Origin of the sequence: Lewinella cohaerens DSM 23179, assembly GCF_000379805.1 — a bacterium.
Classification (GTDB): domain Bacteria; phylum Bacteroidota; class Bacteroidia; order Chitinophagales; family Saprospiraceae; genus Lewinella; species Lewinella cohaerens.
In genome coordinates this window covers 58,424-80,976 of the sequence record NZ_KB903546.1, presented here as the reverse complement: position 1 = coordinate 80,976, position 22,553 = coordinate 58,424, and the positions used below count along the sequence as shown (strand labels likewise).

Sequence of the window (22,553 nt, the reverse complement as noted above, 5' to 3'; positions counted from 1 at the left end):
CTTGGAACCAAGTACCTTTTGTAAAGGGACTTGGTTCCAATGCTTTTGGGGGTATCCTACATGGCCTGCCATGCCATCATACCACCGGTCAGGTTGCGAACATTCTTAAAGCCCTGCTGCTGCAGAAAGCCTTGCGCCATGCCGCTCCGGGCACCGCTGCGGCAGTAAACGATTACCTCTTTGTCTTTATGAGCTTCTAGGTCATCCACTGCGCCAGCTATCGTTCCTACAGGAACAAGCGTTCCTCCAATATTGAAGGCGTCGTGTTCACCGGGTTCTCTTACGTCAATTAAGACGAAATCTTGATCACCTGCATCCATGCGGGCCTTGAGGTCTTTTACACTAATATCCATAGCAAATCTATTTTATTACAATTAATCGCTGAGGAGCACTTTGGTTGCCATCAATTCCTTGTAACTGAGCAAAGTATATCCCTGCCGACAAGGTACTGATATTTACGACCTCCGCAAAAGACTGGCGGAAGACTTCCTGGCCCGTAGCATTGTAAATGATAAGTTGGGTGTTTTGCTGATCTTCCATGTTCGTTTTTAGGAACAATTGATCTCTGACAGGATTGGGAAATAACTTTAAATCGACTGTCCTCGTATCTTGTAAAGATTCGACGGAGGTAACACCAATCTCACTGTTCAAATAAGGCCGCAACATAAGCGCACCTTCGGTGATACCTGAAACCGGATTAAATCCAGCGCCGTTATCTGCAAAAATAAAGGCTTTGGCTTGAGGCCTGTTGCGGTCGTAGCCGATGGATATACATTCTGAAAAATCGCATGACGAGGCTTGTTGCCAACCTACATAAAAAGTACCAGCAGGGATAGCCAAAGGCGCGAGATCACCATTTTCATCGAGCAGACGATAAGAGGTGAACCCTTGTAAGGTGTCAAAGAAAGCACTGGGAAAAACAGGCTCGTAAATTTGGCTGTATTCTGGCGTTCCGTCCAACTCCCCAATCCAGATACGTAAGCGAAACTGTTGGTCAGGAAACCCATCATTGGTATTTGCAAAATGCATCTGTACACCGTGGATCGTATCGGCAACAGAAGCAGTATAAGCCACGGCTACTTGCCGGTTGGCACTCGTCTGTATCGCACTTTCTGCTGTACCGTCATCATAAGCAAAGTATTCACCAAAGTGGGTGATCCTGCTTACTTCGTCGTTGCGCTGAACAAAATCCAAACCTTCCTGAGAAGTATTGGTCAGGCTATAGGATAAGCGAAAGTCTATGTCGTCAAGGTTATTAAAATCACTGCTTCCCATTTGGGCGGCATAGTTATCGTAAACATTACTAAACCCGGTAGGGTCGCCCTGTAAACTGTAGGTGCGCAGAATGGATTCCTGAGCAGCAACATTACTCTCTAAACCATTGAAAAGGGTCGGTACAGCTCCGAATGGGTTGATTCCTGTATTCAATTCCTCGATGGAGGCAAAAGAAGGACTTGCATTCTGATCCGTAGCAAAATGATTATAAACACCGATGTCGATGTTGGTGCGTAATTCTTCATTGAGCTGTGGCTGAAAATGCCGCCAGGGCATGCTCGTGTAATTTTCGAGAATATAGTCGGGAGGGTAGGTGAAAGCGATATCATTGAAGTCTTCACTACCCGTGGGGTTGTTGTCAAGGCGGACATAGTCCAAGTGCCAATTGTCGCGGAAGCCTGTGCGATCATTGTAGTTGATAAAGCGGAATTGAAAACGATCATGTTGATAGTCTGCGCTCACAGGGGCAGAATAAAATTGAAAAGAGTCTCTTACGCTAAAAGGCTGATTGGCTGCCATGCCCTCAAATGACATGATCGAAATCCAGTCATCTTCTTCATCGCGGAATTGAAGTACAAGGGAGTCTTGTACCTCTGGCCGGTCGGCAATACCACCACGTTGTAGCCAGAAGGAAAGCGTCCAGTTTCCGTTTATGGTGTTCAGGTAGGTAGACGTCAGGCGATCTGCGGGACCATAGCCATCGCCATATGGGCGTCCGCGATTACTGAGGCCGTCAAAGGTGGCCACCCCAATTGACGGCGGGTTAAATGGCATTTCTTTATTAACATAGACCTCCTTGTCTAGCCAAAGGCCTGCTACTGGTACAGGGTTGTCGTAAGAAAAATCATCATAAAAAGGTGGTGTAATACTGTTTACCTGCACACGGAATGCGTAGTGGGTTGTATCACAAATACCGTTGTCATCGCAGAGCACTACACAGAGCGAATCCAAGCCGTCTACCCGGCTGGCACGGTAAACAATTGAGTTGACAGGACCGGAATAATCGGTGAAATAGGCCAGTTGTTCGCGGCCCTCATAATTATCTGGGCAGTCAACAAAGAAATTACAAGTGAGTTCGCCTGGAAGACTTAAAGGAATGTCTAAGTCGATCACCTCTTCTGGTTGCAGCGGAATTGCAGGAGGGTAATCGTTTGCTCCCGGGCGACGAGCCAGGAAAACAAAAGTTTCGATATCCGTACAAGCTGATCCATCTGCGTTACAATAGCGGATGCCTGCGAGGTCTGTGTCAGCGGCTACCCCCATGTTGGCAGTATAGAAAAGGCTATCGGTAGGCTCTCCTTCCTGGTCAAGAACGATACCAGCGGTGCCGAAAACAGCATCCACACAATCGATACATTCATAATAACCATCTGCACCGAAGCCAATGGTATCTAATTCTAACTGAAACTGGACGGTCTGCCCATTAAGGACAGGGATAGCCTGAGGATCAGAAGGAGTATAGCATGTGGTTTTGGGACGGGTAGTAAAAGTATCGTCCGAAAAAATGCCAAGAGCACGTTGCTCATCAGCGTGATAGATCTCTAAGATAGGGTTAGAGGTTAGGTCAACTTCTTTTTGTCCGTAAGCAAAGGTGGTCAAGAGCGCAAAGAAGGCGGTCGTAGCTATTATTCTCATGTCAAATGTTGTAAATATCTTCTTTGAGGGAACGTAAAAGGATTGGCTTTAGTGTTACTTAATCCAGTTTTGACACCCTCTGGATACTTATACCCGTTATATCCCGATTTCATTACGAGTCTGCTGGCCCCCAAGGCCCATTTATAGTTGAGGTTCCAACAAAAAAAGAAAGATTTTTTATCTACAGCCCGCCAGAGGTATCCACTGGTGTCACTGTGTCTTCTGTATCAGGTGGCAAACCACCACTGTCGCTAGGAGGTTCATTGATTTCTACCTCTACAGCACATCCCGCAGGACGTTCTTCTTGTAAATAAACCTTGATTTTCGATCCACGAAGGATTTTACCCCCTGGACGGTACTCCGGCTCTTGCCGGTAAATAAAGGCATCGGCGCGATTGAAAACATCTCCCACGACATCGCCCAGCTCTAAGTCAAGGCCTGGTAAGAGAAATTGTACCTCACTGAAACGCTTACACTTCAGTGCTGGAGTACCTACGTAATCATCTTGTTTTTTCGTGACAACAAACTCTAGTGTTTTACCCTGGAGAACTTTCACGCCACGTTTAACATCAGATGGCGTGTATTTACGGCCTTCGTAGTAAAAGTGTAGAATGGTACTATCAGCGAGCTTGGCGTCAAAGATGGTCTCTTTAACCGCTCCTTTTACTTGCAAAGCCCGCAATTTCGGACGATACTGACTGTAGTCATCAGCAGCGTCTTCAAAAGAAGGAAGCGTGACCTCTTTGGGGTCACCAACGATGGTTAAGTAAATGGTGCGGTTCTTTTTTATCCGGTTTAGCGCTATTGGCTCCTGGTCAATTACTTCTCCTTGTAGTGTATTGTAGTCAAAAGGGGACTCATTGACACTTACTTTAAAACCGCGTGTTCGCGCTTTTTTTGTAGCATTGTCTATACTCATGCCCACGTAGTTTTCTACTTGTACAGAATTTCCATGATTGGTGTACAGTTTGAGAAATACGTTAAGTAAAAAGAAGCTAACGAGAAAGACGCCCAGCATAGCTGCTAAATTCTTTAGGAAATACCTTGTTTGCAGAAAATCCAGTATCTGCCGCCACCACTTTCCTTTGCTCAGGTTAACGGTTTTAGCCGGAATATCAGATTTGTTTTCCATAGTATTGGTAAGTGTTTCTTTGACAATAGGTGCCGTTGGTGCTACTGGCGGAGCTAGTGTATCTGCATTTTTTATGGGCGCTGCTACCGAAGGAGTAACGACCGCTGATGAAGTACGTTTTGCTTGTCTGGCAAAGCCGTATTCCAATATTTTCTGAATAAATGAGGCAGGCTTGTAGCCGGCCAGCGCTGCTTGGTGGAAAATAGCAGTAGCAGGCGTCATCCCAGGGAGTGAATTGACCTCAATCACTTGAGTTTCTACATTACCATCGGCCAGGACTCTCACAAAAGCATCAATGCGACAATAGCCTTCTACTTGTAGTAAGCGAGCCACTCTCTCTAATGTTTGTTGAACTTGGGGCAGTAACTCTTCGTAACTGTAATTTCCTACGGCCATACGAGATGGTGTCAGGTTTTGCCCTTCTCCTGCCAGGAATTTTTCCTCCAAAGAGAGTACTTCACCACTTGCTAGTGTTTCGCTGGGTTCGAAAATTTCGTACTGAACCTGTCCATTTTCACCATAGGAGGTAAGCATACCGCCAGTGACTTCAAGAAAATGGATGCCTTCTTCTTTGGTGACCAACTGTTCAAAGAGAATTTCTTCTTTTTGAGAAAACTCTTCCTTTATTTTCAACTTTAATACTTTCCGCTGCTCTCGTTCATTATCGCTATCCTCCTGAAAGAGAAGGGCACTGTAAGCCGCCAACTGTTCCCTGTTACGAATAACTTTAACGGCTGAACTGCAACCATCGTCGACGGGTTTGGCGACGAACGGATAAGCGAAGGTTTTTTCTACGCGGTGGAAAAAGCTTTCTGCATCTATCTTGTAATCATTCTTGCTCAGCAAGAGTTGATGCGCAACAGGCAGGTCGTGTTGCCCCAAAAGCTGTAATGTCCGGTATTTATCAATCGTAATACTCGATGACTTAATTCCTGAGCCATTGTAGGGGAGGTCTCGGGCTTCGAGCTCAATTTGTATTTGGCCATCTTCGCCAGGACGTCCGTGCAGAGCGACGAAGACGCCGTCTACTTTCTTGGCCAGGCTATCATAGGTCAGTTTTTCCGGTGCAAATATGACATCTGCTGACGCATACTTTTTTGTAATCGGAGCACACTCCAGCCTTATTTTCTTTAGTACAGGATGGCTCTTCCAATGCGCGATTTTATCCTTGATATCATCCGCGTTATCTTTGAGTAGCAGGTTAATGGGCAACTGATACAACTCGTGCTGCTGGTCTGAACCTGTTAAGAAAACAGGAATTGGTGCATAATCGACAGAGCTGGAAAGTTTCTCGAAAATATTCCGCCCGCTTTCTACTGAAATATGGCGTTCGAACGAATAACCACCTAAGATAACACCAATCCGACGCTGCTGTTGCTGGTCGGCCTTTAGCGTGCCAATTGCAGTGTCTAATCGCTGTAAAAGAGCACGCCACTGTTCATTTTCTGGCCGGTCGCTACAGCGTTCCTGAACGGATAGACGAATAATTAGCGTGAGGAATTGGCTCGGATTAAGCCCGATTTCTGCAGCCTGGTGAAAAAAGAAAGAACTCGGGAGCATACCCGAAGTCGTGTTTGGATCATTCAGAAAAATGGTACCCTCAGGGGTGTAAAAACCGTCAATTCGGGCATATACCTGAAACCCAAGTTTGCTGAACAAGCTTTCACATTCTCGGCGAATGGTTTCGATGGCTTCGTTGGGCAGGTCGATGGGGGTTTCCTTACGGGAAAGCCCAGGCATATACTTAGAACGATAGTCAAAGACTTCCCCTCCTTTAATAATTTCTGTAGGAGGTAAGGCAATCGAAGAACCATCCTCCGCACGTAACACTATACAGGAAAACTCTTTTCCGCTGATGAAGGACTCCAGAATGACATGCTGCTCTGTTTGCGCCGCTTCTAATACGAAAAGCTGGCTAAGGTGCTCTGCATTGGCCGTTTCTTCATTAAGGAAAGCCAGTAAGTCTTCCGGATGATGGATGGTTTCCTTGCGTTGGCCCAGGCTGATATGCAGAGGAAACCCGAGGCCCTCTCTAATATCGCCCAACGCTTTTACGTATTCTATTCGATCGAAAGGTGTACGGTCATGCCATTCTCCCAGTGGGATCAGTTCGCGAAAGAACGCTCGGTTGACCGCCATTTCAAAACCCTCTAGTCCCTCATTTTCGTCGATGATACTTACACCAATAGAAGAGCCCTGGTTGGCAGGCCGGATCACTAGGGGGAAGCCAATTTCTTGACTGGCTTCTTGGTACAAGGCTTGTAGGTCGGCACTCAACCAACCTTTTTTATCCAGCACCTTTACGGTAGGGCAAGGAAATCCCTGTTCCTGCATCAAGCGTTTTTGCCAGGCTTTATCCATCCCTATCCGACTGGCTTGCACGCCACTGCCGGTGTAAGGAATCTGGAGTGATTCCAAAATACTTTGCAACTCACCATCTTCACCGTAAATACCATGAAGCGAGAGAAAAGCTACGTCTATATGTTGGTGTAACTCCTCTTGAGGCAATGGTTGGCCAATAGCTGCAAGAAGCTCGCGTTGTGCGTCGTCCTCTAGTCCGGCAATGCTCTCGGCATAAATCTGAAATTGATTAGCCGACGGGGGCAAACTGTTCACGGGAGGGAAGAAGTCTCTAATACTGCCCTTGTAGATGTACTCCCAGTCTAGCAACACCCAATTGCGGTGGCTGTCAACAAAAATAGGGACCGGTGTGAAAATACTTTGATTGAGGTTGTCGTAGACAGTTCGTCCGCCCGCGAAAGAAATTTCCCGCTCACGGGAAGGTCCACCAAAAAAAATACCAACTCTTATTTTCATATCATCATACCGGTTAAAAAGGCAAGAATGCTTTTGTAAAAATAGCTTTTGCGCAATACTTTATCCTAAAGATTTACCTGCATCAACTAAATTAGCCTGATTTGCGTTTGTAGCAAGGAATCAGGTAACTGTACTATTAAACAGGCGCAAAGTTAGGTAATTTCTTCGTGCAGCCCGATCAAGCTTCACGCATTGGTGCTACTTTTATGAGTAATCGTAGTACTTAATCCAGTGTTCGTTCAGTTTGGGCCGATAATCTGCTTTAAATCGTTAATATTATTGTACTTTATAGGTGCATTAATACGTTACCGACCAATAAATATTTGATTGCATTTGATCGTTGCAAGGAAATAAGACGGCTAATAAACATTTAACCCGAATAAAATTTTTTATTTTTCGTTTTTTTTGAACACTTTTGCGGCGATCATTAAAAAAGCCTGAATTTATGGCCAATAAAGAAAACATTACACGCTATTCAGATGAAGAGCTGGAGGAGTTCCAGGCTCTGATCGAAAAAAAGCTGCAGCAAACCGGAGAACAACTGGAAAGTTTGGAGAGCCAGATCATGGAGATATCCGAAAATTCTAGCGACGATCACGGTGGAGATTGGGTAGACGACAGTTCCACCAATAATGATATCGAAATGCTCAATAGCATGGCAACCCGGCAGCGCAAGTACCTGGTGGATCTCAATAATGCCATGATGAGGATTCGGAACAAAGTATATGGTGTCTGTGTAATTACTGGTGAACTGATTGATAAGCGCCGCTTATTAGCAGTTCCTACGACGACCAAGAGCCTTACTGCTAAAACGGATATCCGTAGAGAAGCAGAAGCACGGATGACGCACCGGATTACCGATAACCCTTACGTGAAGCAAGCTAAAGGTAAGAAGGAGTAAACCGGACTGATACCGTATGCTGTAAGAAAAAAGCCACCTTTCCTGCTTCGAATAGGAAAGGTGGCTTTGTGTTTTAGCAGCATTTTTTTCTTACTCCACCTTCACCAACTGCCCGTTAACAACAGCGTAAACAACTTCCCCAGCGCCGTTTCTGATGATCAATGGAGGGTTGAGCCCGGTAGCAACCTCACGGTCATAAATACCTTCTGCACCGAGAATCCATAGCGGATGTTGATCGCGCTCCCAGGGTGGGCCCGGTTTTTTTGTGCGTACGACGGCATAGCCAGCTTTTAAAAGGCTCATAGCATCTAGTGCCTTTGCCTCAGCTAAATCTGCCAAAACTTCTGGGAATAGTTTACCAACCTCAGCAGTGTAATTGCCACTTGATAAAGCGGTGTATCCTTGCTGATAAGTCAGGTCACCGATGTCATCAATACTGCCTTGGTAATAAAAACCATTGGCACCACCGTACTCCCGCTCTCCCAGATCAAAAGCAATATCGATTAGGTAGCTGTTCCCATTGGGGTGTAGGTACTTGACTTCGCGTAGAAGCAGGTCGTTGTAATTGCCAAAACTATTGTAAGGGATTTTATTGTAGTCGGCTCTAGTGAAACTACGGTAAGACTGGTTGGCAATACTGTGACAGGCCGCCAAAATACTGGCAAAATTCAACTGACGGATATACTGCTTTTCCCGATCCTCGGGGTATCCACCAGACTCAATCAAGATCGTACTGGTGCCCCATTTTTGCATGTTATCACCAAAAGCGCGTGGCTCAAAGGCATCACTGTAGCGGGCTACTTTGCCAGGGATATGTCGCTGCAAACTTGCATTGAGTTGTGCAATGACCTGCATCGCCCGTTCTCTGCCAGGATTGATGGTCTTTGGGAAGTCAAAAGCTGGAGCCAGAAAAGAAAGCGTCGCCATGTTTTCAGGATGAAAGCCGGCACCGTAGTAGCGGCTTTGGTCATGGAGGTTGAATCCCCAATCTGCATCCAACTCATCGCGAACCCGCTTTAATAATTGCGCTTCCGGGCTGGTGAGTCGCAACGCATCCCGGTTTAGATCAATACCAAGTGCATTTCTACGTTCAAAATCTTCTGCGCCATCCGGGTTAAGCATAGGAATGAAAACGAGGGTTAGCCGATCTAGGATGTTTTTGCGGAAAGCAGTAAAATCATCATCTTTTGCCTGGAGGAAACAAAAAATATCCATCAGGGCAGCGGTGGCTGTAGGTTCATCTCCATGCATTTGCGACCACAATAAAACCGTTGTCGGTCCGTCACCAATACGAACACTGTGGATGGATCGTTCTTCTACTGAAAGCCCTTCCTGCTGGACTTGAAAGGGAGATTCCAGTTTTTGGAGCGCATCCACCAACTCCCGATGTTTAAAGCGACGATCTTCCAGGGCTTTCTCCTGGTAATCGGGGTAAGCATCATGTAATTTGCTCAGCCAATCAGCTTGGGCGGCTGTGGAAAAGCCAAACCCTAGTAATAGAAAGAAAATTATTGTACGCATTTTTTTGAAGATCAAGGTTAAAAATACCCATTGACGGGATTGGCAAATAATGTATTGTTTTAATGCTGGATTTAGTCCTAGTTAAACGTTACCTTCGTGCCTCTTAAGTATCCACAAATCCTGCCTGCTAAACAAATTAGCAAGCGGATAGAAACTTAAGCTCCCTCTAGAATGGTACTATTTAGCAAGCTTACACACAGAACAGAAGTCTCAAGCCTTCTCTAAGGCTTAACTTACCGAACCCGTATCCGTGGTTCCTTTTCATTCTTAAATAGTATCAGCGAGGGGTAATACCCAAGGCAATGCCATGGATATTATTTGACCAAAAGTTTAAAAATAGAAATATGCCGAAAAATACGGTAACCACAAAATACGACTACGAAACGATTCCAGGCGATGCGCTCAATGTTAGAAGTTATACCTTAGCCAATGGTTTGAGGGTATTTTTGAGTGTCAACAAGAATGAGCCCCGTATTTTTACGAATATCTGTTTTCGTGCTGGCTCTAAACATGACCCTGCCGATACTACCGGGCTGGCCCATTACATGGAGCATATGCTCTTTAAAGGTACCAGTAAAATTGGTGCCACCAACTGGGAAGAAGAAAGTAAACTGCTCGAACAGATTGCAGACTTGTTTGAGGTCTACCGCGAAACAATCGGAGATGATAAACGCTCGGTAATTTACCGTGAGATTGATCGTCTTAGCTACGAAGCGGCACTACTGGCAGCACCTAATGAATATGATAAACTTGCGACCTCTATTGGTGCTAAGGGTACCAATGCCTACACCTGGGTAGAACAAACGGTGTATGTCAACGATATTCCCAGCAATGAGCTGGAACGCTGGATTAAATTGGAGCGTGAACGCTTTCGTTATTTGGCACTCCGACTTTTTCATACGGAGCTTGAGACCGTTTATGAAGAGTTCAATATGAGTCAGGACAAAGACTTTCGTAAGGCTCATCAAGCCATGCGGAGTTTGTTGTTCCCCAAACACCCCTACGGTACCCAAACGACCCTGGGCAAGCCTGAGCACTTGAAAAATCCGTCGATGCGCAACATTGAGCGCTTCTATGAGACTTATTATGTACCCAATAACGCAGCACTCTGCCTGGCTGGCGACTTCGACCCTGATGTAGCTATTGCTATGATTGAAGCCCAGTTTGGTAACTGGGAACCAGTAGAATTTCCTCCTTTCGAATTTGAGGAGCAACCCCAGGTTAATGAACCTCTTCGCCAGGCTGTTAAAGGCCAGGAAAGCGCCTACGTACAGATTGGCTGGCGGATGGGGGGCGGTAAAACCGATGACTATATGCTAGGGCTTTTGGTACGCCAAATGCTCTATAACGAACAGGCGGGCTTGTTTGACCTCAACTTGAATCAGCAGCAGCTAGTCCTCAATGCGGAAGCATTTAACTGGATTTACGAAGATTACAGTGTCTTTGGCGTCTACGGAAAACCCAGAGATGGGCAGACCCTGCAAGATGTGGAAGCATTACTGCTGGCGGAAATTGAAAAATTACGGCAGGGAGATTTTCCTGATTGGTTGCTGGAGGCCTCCATCCGTGACATGAAACTTTCGGACCTCAAAGCGGTTGAAAAAAATGCAGCCAGAGTAGGTGCCATTGCCAATTGCTTTATACTCGGTATTCCGTGGGAGAATTTTGTCAAGCGTTACGAGTGGTTGGAGCAACTTACCCGTGAGGATGTTATTCAGTTTGCCAAAACAAAACTTACGGCCAATGGCTTTGCCGTTGTTTATAAGCAGGAAGGCGACGATCCTAACATCAAAAAAGTAGAGAAACCAGATATCACGCCCGCGCCTTTACAAAAGGATGCTGTTTCGGATTATGCTCGCGAGTTTTTGTCAACGCCTCCTGCACGGATGGCACCTATTTTTGCTGATTACTCCAAAGTCCAGCATGAAAATTGGCAAAAAGGCTTGCGTTTTGATTACGTTCATAATCCTCAAAATCCACTTTTTCGTCTCGATTATATTTTTGAGATGGGAAAAAATAACAACCGCGAACTGGGCTTGGCTTTTATTTATCTGCCCTACCTGGGAACCAGTAAGTACAGTGCCTCGGATATTCAAAAAGAATTTTTCCGCCTTGGGCTGCATTTTGAAGCTTACAACTATGAAGAGCGTTGCCATGTATCGCTGACTGGCTTGGAGGAATCCATGGAAGCTGGCCTAGCGCTGATGGAGCATTTGCTGATCGATGTGCAAGCCGATACGGATACCTGGGAGGCTGTTATAGAAGACATTGTCACCAAGCGCGCTAATCAGAAGCAGAACAAAAATATTATCCTCCGCAGTGGGCTTGGGAATTTTGCCAAATATGGGCCCAATTCTCCCTTTACTCATCGTATTCCAGAGAAAGATTTGAGAAGCCTGAGTCCTGAACAGGTACTGCATTGGCTGAAGAACCTGCATACTTACGAACATCGTGTTTATTACTATGGCCAGATGGATGCTAGTGATGCTGCGACGATTATTAAACGCCATCACAAGGTTGCAGACGAGTTACAAGCTCCGCCGCCAGTGCATGTGTTTCCAGAACTTGATCAGGCGGAAAATAAAGTATACTTCACCCATTTTCCAATGGTGCAAAACGATATCATGATGATATCGCGCGGTACACCTTATTTCAATATGGCAGAACATCGCATCCATGATCTTTACAACGAGTATTTCGGATACGGCCTTTCTTCTATTGTCTTTCAGGAAATCCGCGAGGCCAAGGCCTTGGCTTATAGCACTTATGCTTATTACAGTAGCCCGGCGCTGGCGAATCGTTCACACTACTTACGGACTTACGTTGGCACGCAACCCGATAAAGTCGCTGATGCCATGCCTACGCTCATTCGTTTGTTAGAGGAGATGCCAGTCGTAGAAGCTGGCATTGAACAGGCTCGCTTGTCGCTACTGCAAAGGGTAGAAAGTGATCGTATTCCTCCTCGTAGATTGTACTGGGAGGCCCAGGGCGCATGGGATGTGAACCTGAATCACGATATCCTCAGAGATATTTACGAAGAATTGCAAACGGCAGGAAAAAAGGAGTTGCTTGAGTTTCACGAAAATCATGTCAAAGGCCGTAATTACAATATTACTGTTTTGGGTGACCGTGCGGCTACGCCACTTAAATACCTGGAGCAATTTGGCCCATTAGAAGAGCTTTCTCTGGAGCAGTTGTTTGGGTATTAGGGTGAGATGCCTTTTGTGTTGGATATGTGCACTTGCTGTATTCGCCAGTGTGAGGAGATGAATTTAGACTTCAAATAGTGCTTTTGTTGAAGCAATTTTTGCCTTGATAAAGTGATGGAAGTTTTTATGTCGTATTACGCCTGGAAACCAATTTCCAAATTCCCATACTTCATAATCACGTTTGTCTGTAGAGTTGGGGTTTAGCATTAATAAAGTACCATCTCCCCAGTCTGATATAGTTATCGTCTCTGTGAAATCCGAATACCTCCAGTTCAAATTATTCTTAGCTGAATAGTCTTTTAGCATTTCATTATTGATTTTTGAATCAAATTCCTCATGATCAGCATAAACTTCAAGTAAATCTGGGTGTAATTTTTTAGTCCAATTGATTTTTTTGATGGGGTAAAGCTTTCCCGTGAAATTTGATACTTGACGAAATCCGTTACTTATTTTCAAAAAGTTGATATATGAGGTAGGGAGCTTTGTTTGCAATTCATCTTCCTTCTCTTTTATCATAAAATCAATTGCCGGTTCGAAGCCTAACCAATCATTAATGATTTCATTTCTGTTATAAAGCAGAAAATTATCTTCGACATTTTGATTAATGAGTATACTTAATTCTTGTAATAATAATTTTAGCGATTCCATTTTTTCTTCGTTTAAAACTATCCCCAAAACACAACATCCCGAATACTATCTGTCTGATAGCATCCGGGATGTCATTTAATGAAAGTCTTTTTCAGTAGGAATCAGTAATGTCTCTTTAGGCTATTATCAAGTAACAACACATAGTCACATACTTCCGACTCCCCATTTCCGACCTCCGACTTTAATTTAAGACTCAGTCGTTGTACTTTTCTTATTTTCCTCCTTCAAGCCTTCTTTTAACTCACTTTCCAGAGAGTTGCGAGCGGTGTTGAATTCGCGAATACCTTTACCTATGCCGCGCATGAGTTCAGGGATTTTGCGCCCACCGAAGAGCAACAAAATAGCGAAGAAAATAACCAGCATTTCTGGTCCTAAAAATTGGAATAACAGCAATGTATTCATGCTATCAGGTTTTTTCTGCAAAAGTATACAGCTAAGTGTTCAGCATAGGCTGAATAGCTGGCGCAAAGGTAGTTGAATTTGTGGTACTCTGCCAGTTTTTGATGGTCTAAGCCCACAAAAGGCACTGATCTTCGCAAATATTGACGCCCTTTTGACGTCGTGTTGCGTTTGAAGTTTAGTGAAGCTAGAAATACTACTTCTTCAAACCAATCTCCCGCAAACGCTCATCCAGGTATTCGCCTGCCGTGATGGGCTCATAAGCAACCGGGCGATCAGCCGTTACACAACTGTCTAATACCGTCAAATCCATCTTGCCGCGAGGGTGTAGGAAAAACGGAATGCTCAAGCGCGGCAAGTGCCACATCTCACGAGGAGGATTGACGACCCGATGAGTGGTAGACTTTAGGTAATTGTTGGTCAAACGCTGCAACATATCTCCTACATTGATCACGATCTCGTCATCTTCAGGCTGAATGTCTTGCCAGTCACCGTCCATGTTGAGGAGCTGCAAACCTCCGGCTGAGGCTCCTACCAGTAGGGTGATAAGGTTAATGTCTTCGTGGCTCTCTGCACGAATAGCAGAAGCAGGCTCAGAGGTGATCGGCGGATAATGGATAGCTCTTAGGATACTGTTCCCTTTTTCGATCCGGTCATCAAAATAGCCTTCTGGCAAATCAAGATGAAGGGCAATAGCACGCAACAAGGATCCTCCTTTCTCTTCGAACGCCTGATAAAGCTGACGCCCAAGCTGAGGGAATTCTGGAATTTCAGCAACCTGAACATTGTCAGGGTATTCTGGCTTTAATGGATCTTCGTCGGGTACTTCCTGACCAATCTGGAAGAACTCCTTCAAGTCGGCTACTTTACTGCCTTTGGCGTGTTCTTTACCAAAAGAAGTATAGCCCCGCTGACCAGCTAAGCCAGGAACTTCATATTTCGACTTTGTCGCTTTTTCAAGCGCGAAAAAAGCCTTTGAGCTACTGTAAAAGTCATCAATCAATGACTTGGGTATCCCGTGGCCGGTAACGCCTACAAAACCGATTTCATGGAAAGCTTTTCCTAATTCATCAACAAAAGCTTGCCGTTCTGCTGGACTGCCGTGTTCAAATTTCGACAAATCAACCAAGGGGATGGTACGTGTCAACATAATGGTATTTTTATATTCCAATGCTATTCTAATAGCATATAAAGTTAAGCATTTATCTAAATAAGATAACAGGTGAAGCTACTTACGCGAAGGCTTATATCGCGATTGCTCTAAAATCTCCTGGGCATCCTGGTAAACAAGCAGGTCGCTTAACGGAATTTCCGGGTGCCGTTCCATGAATTGTTTAACAATCTGATAACCCACGTAGTTGGCCGATTCTCCGGGAGAATCCTCTGGCAGGACAGGCGAACCATTAGGACTGGGCTCAATAAGTTTACGAATATCCTGGAAGCGAGAATTATATAAGAGGTCTTCCGTAAGGAAATGAGACCATAGATTGCGTTCGTTTTCCACTAACCATTCTTGTTGCGTAGCAGTCGTTTTAAAGATCACTGTATCAGTCACCTCTGGTAGCAACTGTTCCAAAACATAGAGCTTCTTTCCACGATGAACCATCTCGTCGAGTAGTCTCGTTCCCGGAGCGCTACCAAACACATCATCCAGTAAAACGCGCAAAAGGGAGGAGGTGAGGTAGTCTTTATTGTAAGTACGTACCAGGTAATTGGAAAAAATGGCAGCACCAGGGCTGTATTTTTGGTAATCAAAATTTGGGCCTAGAAACATATCTAAACTGACCCCCAAATCATTTTCACCAAAGATGATACTCGCATAATTGAATGCCGAATTAAAAGTAATCAAGCGCTGAGGCGCTTCAATCTCCGGGAAATAATAGCGAAAATAACGAAGCGCCTGTTGTAATTCTTTTTCTGTGTCTGCTAAGTCAGGAAAAATCATTTGGGTCGTATCATAAACCGCTCGGTACACCGGAGAGGTGACGAATCCTCGAAAATAATCCAACTGTTCGGGGGACATACTTGCTAGAGAGCCAGCTTCCAGAATACTGGTGCTGAAAAGTTCTGCAAATTCCGGATATTTAGTAGCCAAGCCAGCAATAGAATTGGCGAAATCAAGGGTGTCTAAGCTAAAAAGGTCTTGCTCAAAGCGCAAGATGGTTAAAGGGGTTTCTATATCAGAAACATCAGGCAAAGGACGTTTATCATCGGTACAAGCTGCTAAAAGCAGTCCAAAGAAGATAAAAATGGTTAAACTTTGTTTACTATACTGGAGCATAACGTGATTTACTTATCAAAAAGCTATTTTTGCCGTGCTTTTTCCAACGAAGGAGCTTGGCAAAAATTGTTGAGCATCTTTCCAACATGACTACATCGCTTGCGTTAAACAAAAAAACAGTTTAAACGATGAAAAATATTATTGCAGTTTGTGGACTCCTTTTCTTCAGCTTGAGTCTGTCGGCCCAAAACGACATTCAGTTTGGTTTCGAACTGAGCCCAGCCGTTTCTTGGTTATCTACTGACGATAACAAGATCAATACCAATGGCCCGAATCTGGGCTTAAAGTTAGGAATGATTGGTGAATATTACTTTCGTGAAAATTACTCTTTCACGACAGGTATCGGTTTTCACTTCAATGCTGGAGGAAAACTTTTTTATGAAGAAACAATCGATACGGTTAGCTTGTGGACCGATGCCAATATTCCCGGTGATAATATCTACGAAGGAGGTACTGATTTTAAATACAGCATCCAGTACGTTGAAATTCCTTTTGGCCTGAAACTACGCACGCGCGAATTTGGCTATCTAAAATACTTTGTTGAGCCTCGTATGACCATGGGCTTCCGTACCCAATCCAAGGGCAACATCCTCAATGATGCAGCGGTAGATAGTGAAGAAGACTTCGATATCAAATCAGCGGTAAATCTTTTGAACCTTTCCTGGGGAATTGGGGGAGGAGTTGAATACACGATCTCTTCAAATACAGCTATTATAGGCGGGATTGCTTTTCAGTCTGGTTTTACAGATGTAACCAAGGATAAAAACACCCTTCTCGTAAGCAACGGTCGGGAATCGAAAGAAGATTCAAAAGGGAAGTTTAACAGTATTATTCTTCGCCTTGGGATCATGTTTTAAGAAACATAGACTTTAGACAAAGCCCCGCTCAGGAAGAGCACGAAAATAAAACGCGATTTGGCTACGCCGCTACTTTGTGGTCGCTTCGCATCTACTACGTGGTTGTTTTTTTACAATAGTTGAATAAGCGATTCATTTTAAGTGTTTTAAGTGTTTGAAAAACTTGGAAAAATCGCGTTTTATTTTCGTGCGCAGTACTTATAGTTTAAACAGCAAAAAAAATCAAACATGCCCCTTACCCTAGATGCTAAATTAGAAGAGCAGATTCAGGATTTTATCGTCCGTGCCTTACGTGAAGATGTGGGTGAAGGCGATCATACGTCGTTGGCTTGTATCCCGGCAGATGATCGTTCTACTGCTCGCCTGCTCGTGAAAGATCCCGGTATTATTGCTGGACTAGCTATTGCCGAACGTATTTTTCGCCATGTAGACCCTGATGCTGAGCTGAAAATAAATACAGAAGATGGCAAAACGATGAGCTATGGCGACATTGCTTTTGAAGTCACCTGTAATACGCAAGCCCTGCTTAAAGCAGAGCGCCTGGTACTCAATACCATGCAACGTATGAGTGGTATAGCTACCTTAAGTAATCGCTTCGTTTTTGAGGTGGAAGATATGCCTGTTAAAATATTGGATACCAGAAAAACGACCCCAAATTTGAGGTTCATTGAGAAATGGGCAGTTCGTTTGGGTGGGTGCTATAACTACCGTGATGGATTGTACGACCGCATTATGTTGAAAGACAATCACATTGATGCTTGTGGTGGTATCCCGGCAGCTATACAGCAGGTTACAGCCTACCAAAAGGAGAAGCAACTGAGTTTGCCTATCACTATTGAGGTACGGAACCTGGTCGAGCTTTATGAGGTTTTAGCAATAGGCCAAGTTGACCGAATCATGCTGGATAATTTTGAACTGCCTATCCTGGCGGAAGCGGTTGCTGTAATTAATAAACGCTTTGAGACGGAAGCCTCCGGAGGGGTAAATATCCACACCGTACGTAAGATCGCTCAAACGGGTGTGAACTTCATTTCTGTAGGAGCATTAACCCATTCGGCCGTTAGTCTTGATTTGAGTCTGAAAGTGGTAAAATAAGAGCTATTCCTGTACCAAAAACCGGCTATGTTGTTCTACAAGTATGTCTTGATCGGGTTCCTCGTTTTGTTCAGCCTTTCCTTGGGTGCACAGTCTAAAAGTACGCTGAAGGAAGAGGCCAAAGCCTTTATTGCGACCGAACATTACGAAGATGCTATCCAGACCTTGGAGCGATCACGACAGCTAGTTCGCACGGATGAAGAAAGTCAGTTTTTAATTGCTGTTTGCTATTATCAGCTGAATCGATTGGAAGATGCTCAGGCCTTATTGGCCTCTTTGACAGCGGCAGACAAGTCACCTTATCCAGAATGCTGGTTGTACCTGGGGAAGATTCTCCATGCTCAACAACAGTTTGGGGAAGCTGCGGCGCATTATAAACTATATCTGCGTACCCTTCGCCCCGACAACCCTAATCGTCCGATGATTATTGAAGAAATTCGGAGGTGTGATAATGGATTGCGGTTACAGTTTCATGATGCACGTGCGATTGTAGAAAATATGGGTCCTCAGGTCAATACTAGTGGTGACGAATTTGCTCCTGTATTGAGTCCTTCTCGCTCGACCCAGTTGTATTTTAGTGCCATTAGACCAGGCAATAGCGGTGGGCCAAGAGATAAGGATACTCGTCCTGATGAAAAATTTGGACGTTTTCTAAGTGATATGTTTTATACCCAACTTGAGGGAGGGCAGTGGCAGGAGGCGAAGGCGCTCCATAGTTTACTCAATAGCCCACAGCATGAACACCTTGTCGGTTTTGCAGGCCAGGGGCAGGTACTGCTTTACTATCAGGGCTGGAATTGGGAAAGGGGTGAATTTTTTGCAGATACTTTTCAGCAATCTGAGCAACGTACGCTTACCACGACACCATTGCTGGCACCTGTCAGAGGACAAAATGGGGAGCAGCAGTTGTTTTCTTATAATGATACGCTGATCATTTTCGCCAGCCGTAAGCCAGGAGGCTACGGAGGGCTTGATTTATATAAAACATCTTTTCGAGACGGGCGATGGACGGCACCGGTAAACATGGGCCCGGTTATTAACTCCGCCTTTGATGAAACGACTCCTTTCCTTGCTCGTGATGGTAAAACGCTCTACTATAGTACCAACGATAGTAAAAAATCTATTGGCGGGCTGGATGTCATGCGGACGGTATATCTACCTGAAGCTGCACGTTGGTCTCCTTCTATAAACATGGGGCTACCCATTAATTCTGCGGATGACGATACGCATTTTCGCTTGGCTCGCGATGGATTTACGGGGTTCTTGGCCTCGTCGCGCAAAGATGGGCTAGGGCAGCGTGATCTTTACGTAGCGTATTTTACCAAGTACCGCCAGGAAATGGAACCACCTACGATTTCCTTTGTTGCTAGTCAGCCAGCAGCACCCGTGGCCAATCCACCTGTGGTCAGTCAGCCAGTATCTAACCCTCCGGTGTCCGTACCGGTAGCTCCAGCACCGACGAACAATGCTTACGTTTGGCAAACAACGTATTCTAGCTTAAGCACTGCGGCAAGACCGACCTGGTTGATGAGTTTGGCAGAACAAGCTAGCCAGTTTCCTGAAGATCATTTGGTTTTGACTTGCTATGTACCCCAAAACCATCAGGGCACCCTCAGTGGTGAACTTTATTCGGCACTTCAGTTATTGACAATTTATAGTCGGACCTTAGAGTCAAATGGTATAAAAGCGGAACGCATCTTTATCCGGGCATTAGCCCATGGTGAGCAGGATTATCAAGTAGATGCTCACTTTGCTCCTGTAACGACTAGTTTTTCAACTCGCTCAGTACCGGTCATTGGAATTGAACAGGCTAAATCTCCTGCAAACAATGCTTTGGAAGAAGCCCTTTGTTATAAAGTGCAGGTCATGTCGGTGCAACGCTCCGTTAGTGATGCAAAGCTTAGCCAGCGGCCACAATTGATGCTGGAGCAGGCTTCTTCCTCTCCTTATCAACGGTTTACTGCTGGAGCATTCTCTAATTTTGCAGCGGCAGATAGTTTCCGACGTGAGTTGATAAGTACAGGCTATCGAGGAGCATATGTTGTTCCTTATCTCTATGGCAGACGCCTTGAAAAAGGCGAAGCAGCACAATATCTAAGCAGCTTCCCTGACTTGCGTAAGTTTTTAGGACGTTAAAACTTAGACGCCAAGTTCTTTCCTTCCTATGTTAATTCTGAATTAATACCAGAAATATTTCCGTACTTTTGGTTCTATCTGTGATTGACGAAGGAAAGGAATGAATAAGATCAAATTTTTAAGAGAGGGTATTAAAAACCTCCGCACCACCGGCACTGTAACCCCTAGTTCGCGCTTTTTATGCCAATCAATGCTTAAAGGGATTGATTTTGACAAAGCCCGGATTATCATAGAACTAGGTGGAGGAGACGGTGTTGTGACTCGCCATATCCTTAAGAAGATGCACCCGGAAGCAAAGCTTCTTACGTTTGAGGTGCAAGCTAATTTTTGTGAGTTACTTCGAAAAATAGAAGACGACCGTTTGGTTGTTATAGAAGACTCCGCCGAATTTATTGAGCAGTATCTGCGCCAACATGGTTATGAAAAAGCAGACCACATTATTTCTGCCATTCCCTTTGTTATTTTCCCCAAAGAAGTTGCAGGGAATATTGTCAAAACATGTCGTGACCATTTGGCACCGAAAGGCTTTTTTGTACAAATGCACTACTCGACTATTCTGAAGTCATTGTACGAAAGTATATTTCCCAATGTGAAAACGAGTTTTACACCATTGAACATTCCTCCCGCTTTTGTTTTTCATTGTAGTAACTAACTACTTCCAAATATGAAATATTTACCTCTTCTGTTTTGTTTGCTGCTAGCTGGCTGTGGACAAGTCAATCCTCCTATTAAGAATCCACTTAAATCAGCGTCAGAAGAATTGCCTATTGATCGAATTAAGCTTCCTGAGGGCTTCAAGGTTGAAGTATTCGCTAAAGACATTACCAATGCTCGCTCTATGGCGATCTCTCCAGCAGGCACTATATTCGTGGGAACCAGGGGGGAAGGCAAAGTATACGCGTTGAAAGATACTGACGGTGATTTCTTTGTGGATGAAAAATATGTGCTGGCAGAAGACCTGCAAATGCCGAATGGGGTAGCATTTCGCGACGGTGATCTATATGTAGCGGAAGTGAGCCGAATAATAAAATTCGTTGACATTGAGAACCATCTTGATCAACCAAGAGAACCCGAGGTTATTTACGATCATTACCCAACGGAAACGCACCACGGTTGGAAGTTTATTGGCTTTGGGCCTGATGGTAAACNGTATGTCCCTGTTGGTGCACCGTGCAATATTTGCGAATCAGAGGAGGAGATTTTTGCTAGCATCACTCGTATTAATCCTGATGGAACCGGATTAGAGGTGGTTCAACATGGTATCAGAAATACAGTAGGTTTCACCTGGCACCCTGATGATCAAGAGCTTTGGTTTACTGATAATGGTCGTGATATGTTGGGAGATGATATTCCCGCATGTGAACTCAATCATGCTACTGCTATGGGCCAACACTTTGGTTACCCTTATTGTCACCAGGGAGATTTGCCCGATGAAAAATTTGGAGAAGGTAAAGATTGTGCAAACTACATTGCTCCAGTGCAAAAGCTTGGTGCTCATATCGCACCACTAGGGGTAGAGTTTTATACGGGGGCAATGTTTCCTGCGGCCTACCAAAAGCAAATTTTAATTGCTGAACACGGTAGCTGGAACCGTAGTAAAAAAGCGGGCTATCGTGTTACGATGGTAACACTCGATGAAAATCAAGAAGCCATCGATTATAAAGCCTTTGCGAGTGGCTGGCTGGATGAGGAAGAAGATGAAGTATGGGGTCGGCCCGTAGATTTGGAATTTCTACCTGATGGCTCAATGCTGGTATCGGATGATTATGCCGATGCGATTTACCGTATAAGCTACGGAGAATAATAAGTGCTTGTAAATAAAGAAAACCCCAGCTACTGAAGAGAGTAGTTGGGGTTTTCTTTATTTACAAGCGGAGGTCTGTTTACTTGCGCTTGAACAAACCGCCCAGTAAACCTTTGCCGAGCATGCCTGCTACATCATCAATGATGCTACCGTCGCCATCAGCATCCAGGAAGCCAGTGATTAAGCTCATGGTAGGGTTACTTCCTTGCTGTTGTTTGGTGAAACCAGTCAATAGGTCGGTCAATCCACCTTGGTCAAGGCCTTGCTCACGTTTAGTTTTACCCAACATGCCCATTACAATAGGCGCAAGTGTTGTCATCAAACTACCCGTTTTGCTAGCATCCAAACCACTCATCTTACTGATCATGTCAATAGCACCACCTTGGCGGTTACCCAAAACGTGGTTCAAAATACCAGCACCATTCACGGCACGTTCGTTGTCGATGCTGCGCTGGCCCGTAACCATTCCCATAACATCGTCAAGGATACTTCCGTCGTGGTCATTTTCGAGGGCATTGTTCAAGGCAGAAGCTCCATCAGGAGTAGAAGCATTACGTGCCATAGCGCCTAGCAAAGTAGTAAGGATGCTGCTTGTAGCAGCAGAGGTCTTTTCCTTATCAACACCACCTAGTTGGTTTGATAATTGATCGATCAGTCCTTCTGATACTTGGCTTTGAATGAGGCTAGTTAAATCCATAAAAACATTTGTTTAATTTCTCTTGTGACGGAGGTTTTTCGAAAAAGTCATGCGTAAGATAAGTTTTTTTCATTTTTTTAGCAACGAAGCAAAAAAAAGGCAGCAGGCCATTCCTATGAATGTACACCTGCTGCTGATGATTCAAA

Annotated in this window: 16 protein-coding genes; 7 read left to right on the top strand and 9 right to left on the bottom strand. The window is 44.7% G+C overall.

What is annotated here, in order from left to right:
- Nucleotides 1–56: 56 nt before the first annotated feature.
- The 3 genes from A3EU_RS0115060 to A3EU_RS30600 form a co-directional block, all read right to left on the bottom strand.
- Nucleotides 57–353, bottom strand: a complete 297-nt coding sequence (locus tag A3EU_RS0115060; protein ID WP_020537014.1) for a rhodanese-like domain-containing protein — start codon at nucleotides 351–353, stop codon at nucleotides 57–59.
- 7 nt (nucleotides 354–360) lie between these two features.
- Nucleotides 361–2,910 (bottom strand): T9SS type A sorting domain-containing protein, encoded by a 2,550-nt coding sequence (locus A3EU_RS0115055; protein WP_020537013.1) that lies wholly within the window; start codon nucleotides 2,908–2,910, stop codon nucleotides 361–363.
- Nucleotides 2,911–3,091: 181 nt separating this feature from the next.
- Entirely contained in the window at nucleotides 3,092–6,859 is a 3,768-nt protein-coding gene (locus A3EU_RS30600; RefSeq protein ID WP_020537012.1) for a PASTA domain-containing protein, read from the bottom strand.
- A 445-nt stretch (nucleotides 6,860–7,304) separates the two neighbouring features.
- Between A3EU_RS30600 and A3EU_RS30595 the strand changes: the two genes are divergently transcribed.
- Nucleotides 7,305–7,760 carry a TraR/DksA family transcriptional regulator gene (locus A3EU_RS30595; RefSeq protein WP_020537011.1) on the top strand — a complete coding sequence of 152 codons (456 nt, stop codon included), beginning with the start codon at nucleotides 7,305–7,307 and terminating at the stop codon, nucleotides 7,758–7,760.
- A 90-nt stretch (nucleotides 7,761–7,850) separates the two neighbouring features.
- On the opposite strand, the gene A3EU_RS30590 is transcribed toward A3EU_RS30595, so the two are convergent.
- Nucleotides 7,851–9,281: a M14 family zinc carboxypeptidase gene (locus tag A3EU_RS30590; RefSeq protein ID WP_020537010.1), complete on the bottom strand. Its 1,431-nt coding sequence runs from the start codon at nucleotides 9,279–9,281 to the stop codon at nucleotides 7,851–7,853.
- A gap of 344 nt (nucleotides 9,282–9,625) precedes the next feature.
- Here A3EU_RS30590 and A3EU_RS0115035 point away from each other — a divergent pair, with 344 nt between their 5' ends.
- A complete protein-coding gene (locus A3EU_RS0115035) occupies nucleotides 9,626–12,490 on the top strand; it encodes a M16 family metallopeptidase (RefSeq protein ID WP_020537009.1) in 2,865 nt (954 codons plus the stop codon).
- A gap of 63 nt (nucleotides 12,491–12,553) precedes the next feature.
- Here A3EU_RS0115035 and A3EU_RS32885 read toward each other — a convergent pair whose 3' ends face one another.
- The 4 genes from A3EU_RS32885 to A3EU_RS0115015 all read right to left on the bottom strand — a co-directional run bounded on the left by A3EU_RS32885 (nucleotide 12,554) and on the right by A3EU_RS0115015 (nucleotide 15,818).
- Nucleotides 12,554–13,138, bottom strand: a complete 585-nt coding sequence (locus tag A3EU_RS32885; protein WP_020537008.1) for an SMI1/KNR4 family protein — start codon at nucleotides 13,136–13,138, stop codon at nucleotides 12,554–12,556.
- Between the two features lie 186 nt (nucleotides 13,139–13,324).
- Complete coding sequence (locus A3EU_RS0115025; RefSeq protein ID WP_020537007.1) at nucleotides 13,325–13,540, bottom strand: Sec-independent protein translocase subunit TatA/TatB; 216 nt, start codon at nucleotides 13,538–13,540, stop codon at nucleotides 13,325–13,327.
- Between the two features lie 193 nt (nucleotides 13,541–13,733).
- Complete coding sequence (locus A3EU_RS0115020) at nucleotides 13,734–14,687, bottom strand: isopenicillin N synthase family dioxygenase (protein ID WP_020537006.1); 954 nt, start codon at nucleotides 14,685–14,687, stop codon at nucleotides 13,734–13,736.
- A 78-nt stretch (nucleotides 14,688–14,765) separates the two neighbouring features.
- Complete coding sequence (locus A3EU_RS0115015) at nucleotides 14,766–15,818, bottom strand: gliding motility protein GldB-related protein (protein ID WP_020537005.1); 1,053 nt, start codon at nucleotides 15,816–15,818, stop codon at nucleotides 14,766–14,768.
- 128 nt (nucleotides 15,819–15,946) lie between these two features.
- Here A3EU_RS0115015 and A3EU_RS0115010 point away from each other — a divergent pair, with 128 nt between their 5' ends.
- From A3EU_RS0115010 to A3EU_RS0114990, 5 genes are all read left to right on the top strand, one after another.
- Complete coding sequence (locus A3EU_RS0115010; protein WP_020537004.1) at nucleotides 15,947–16,675, top strand: porin family protein; 729 nt, start codon at nucleotides 15,947–15,949, stop codon at nucleotides 16,673–16,675.
- A gap of 228 nt (nucleotides 16,676–16,903) precedes the next feature.
- Nucleotides 16,904–17,770, top strand: coding sequence for a carboxylating nicotinate-nucleotide diphosphorylase (gene nadC / locus A3EU_RS0115005; protein WP_020537003.1), 867 nt, complete (start codon nucleotides 16,904–16,906; stop codon nucleotides 17,768–17,770).
- A gap of 27 nt (nucleotides 17,771–17,797) precedes the next feature.
- A complete protein-coding gene (locus A3EU_RS0115000; RefSeq protein WP_020537002.1) occupies nucleotides 17,798–19,906 on the top strand; it encodes a tetratricopeptide repeat protein in 2,109 nt (702 codons plus the stop codon).
- Between the two features lie 100 nt (nucleotides 19,907–20,006).
- A complete protein-coding gene (locus tag A3EU_RS0114995; protein ID WP_020537001.1) occupies nucleotides 20,007–20,558 on the top strand; it encodes a class I SAM-dependent methyltransferase in 552 nt (183 codons plus the stop codon).
- 12 nt (nucleotides 20,559–20,570) lie between these two features.
- Entirely contained in the window at nucleotides 20,571–21,710 is a 1,140-nt protein-coding gene (locus A3EU_RS0114990) for a PQQ-dependent sugar dehydrogenase (protein ID WP_020537000.1), read from the top strand.
- Between the two features lie 79 nt (nucleotides 21,711–21,789).
- Here the strand turns inward: A3EU_RS0114990 and A3EU_RS0114985 are convergent, their stop codons facing one another.
- Complete coding sequence (locus A3EU_RS0114985) at nucleotides 21,790–22,407, bottom strand: DUF937 domain-containing protein (RefSeq protein WP_020536999.1); 618 nt, start codon at nucleotides 22,405–22,407, stop codon at nucleotides 21,790–21,792.
- Nucleotides 22,408–22,553: the final 146 nt, after the last annotated feature.

Coding starts and splice junctions, on each gene's coding strand:
- A3EU_RS0115060 (WP_020537014.1), bottom strand. CDS start 353: ATGGATATTAGTGTAAAAGACCTCAAGGCCCGCATGGATGCAGGTGAT.
- A3EU_RS0115055 (WP_020537013.1), bottom strand. CDS start 2,910: ATGAGAATAATAGCTACGACCGCCTTCTTTGCGCTCTTGACCACCTTT.
- A3EU_RS30600 (WP_020537012.1), bottom strand. CDS start 6,859: ATGAAAATAAGAGTTGGTATTTTTTTTGGTGGACCTTCCCGTGAGCGG.
- A3EU_RS30595 (WP_020537011.1), top strand. CDS start 7,305: ATGGCCAATAAAGAAAACATTACACGCTATTCAGATGAAGAGCTGGAG.
- A3EU_RS30590 (WP_020537010.1), bottom strand. CDS start 9,281: ATGCGTACAATAATTTTCTTTCTATTACTAGGGTTTGGCTTTTCCACA.
- A3EU_RS0115035 (WP_020537009.1), top strand. CDS start 9,626: ATGCCGAAAAATACGGTAACCACAAAATACGACTACGAAACGATTCCA.
- A3EU_RS32885 (WP_020537008.1), bottom strand. CDS start 13,138: ATGGAATCGCTAAAATTATTATTACAAGAATTAAGTATACTCATTAAT.
- A3EU_RS0115025 (WP_020537007.1), bottom strand. CDS start 13,540: ATGAATACATTGCTGTTATTCCAATTTTTAGGACCAGAAATGCTGGTT.
- A3EU_RS0115020 (WP_020537006.1), bottom strand. CDS start 14,687: ATGTTGACACGTACCATCCCCTTGGTTGATTTGTCGAAATTTGAACAC.
- A3EU_RS0115015 (WP_020537005.1), bottom strand. CDS start 15,818: ATGCTCCAGTATAGTAAACAAAGTTTAACCATTTTTATCTTCTTTGGA.
- A3EU_RS0115010 (WP_020537004.1), top strand. CDS start 15,947: ATGAAAAATATTATTGCAGTTTGTGGACTCCTTTTCTTCAGCTTGAGT.
- nadC (WP_020537003.1), top strand. CDS start 16,904: ATGCCCCTTACCCTAGATGCTAAATTAGAAGAGCAGATTCAGGATTTT.
- A3EU_RS0115000 (WP_020537002.1), top strand. CDS start 17,798: ATGTTGTTCTACAAGTATGTCTTGATCGGGTTCCTCGTTTTGTTCAGC.
- A3EU_RS0114995 (WP_020537001.1), top strand. CDS start 20,007: ATGAATAAGATCAAATTTTTAAGAGAGGGTATTAAAAACCTCCGCACC.
- A3EU_RS0114985 (WP_020536999.1), bottom strand. CDS start 22,407: ATGGATTTAACTAGCCTCATTCAAAGCCAAGTATCAGAAGGACTGATC.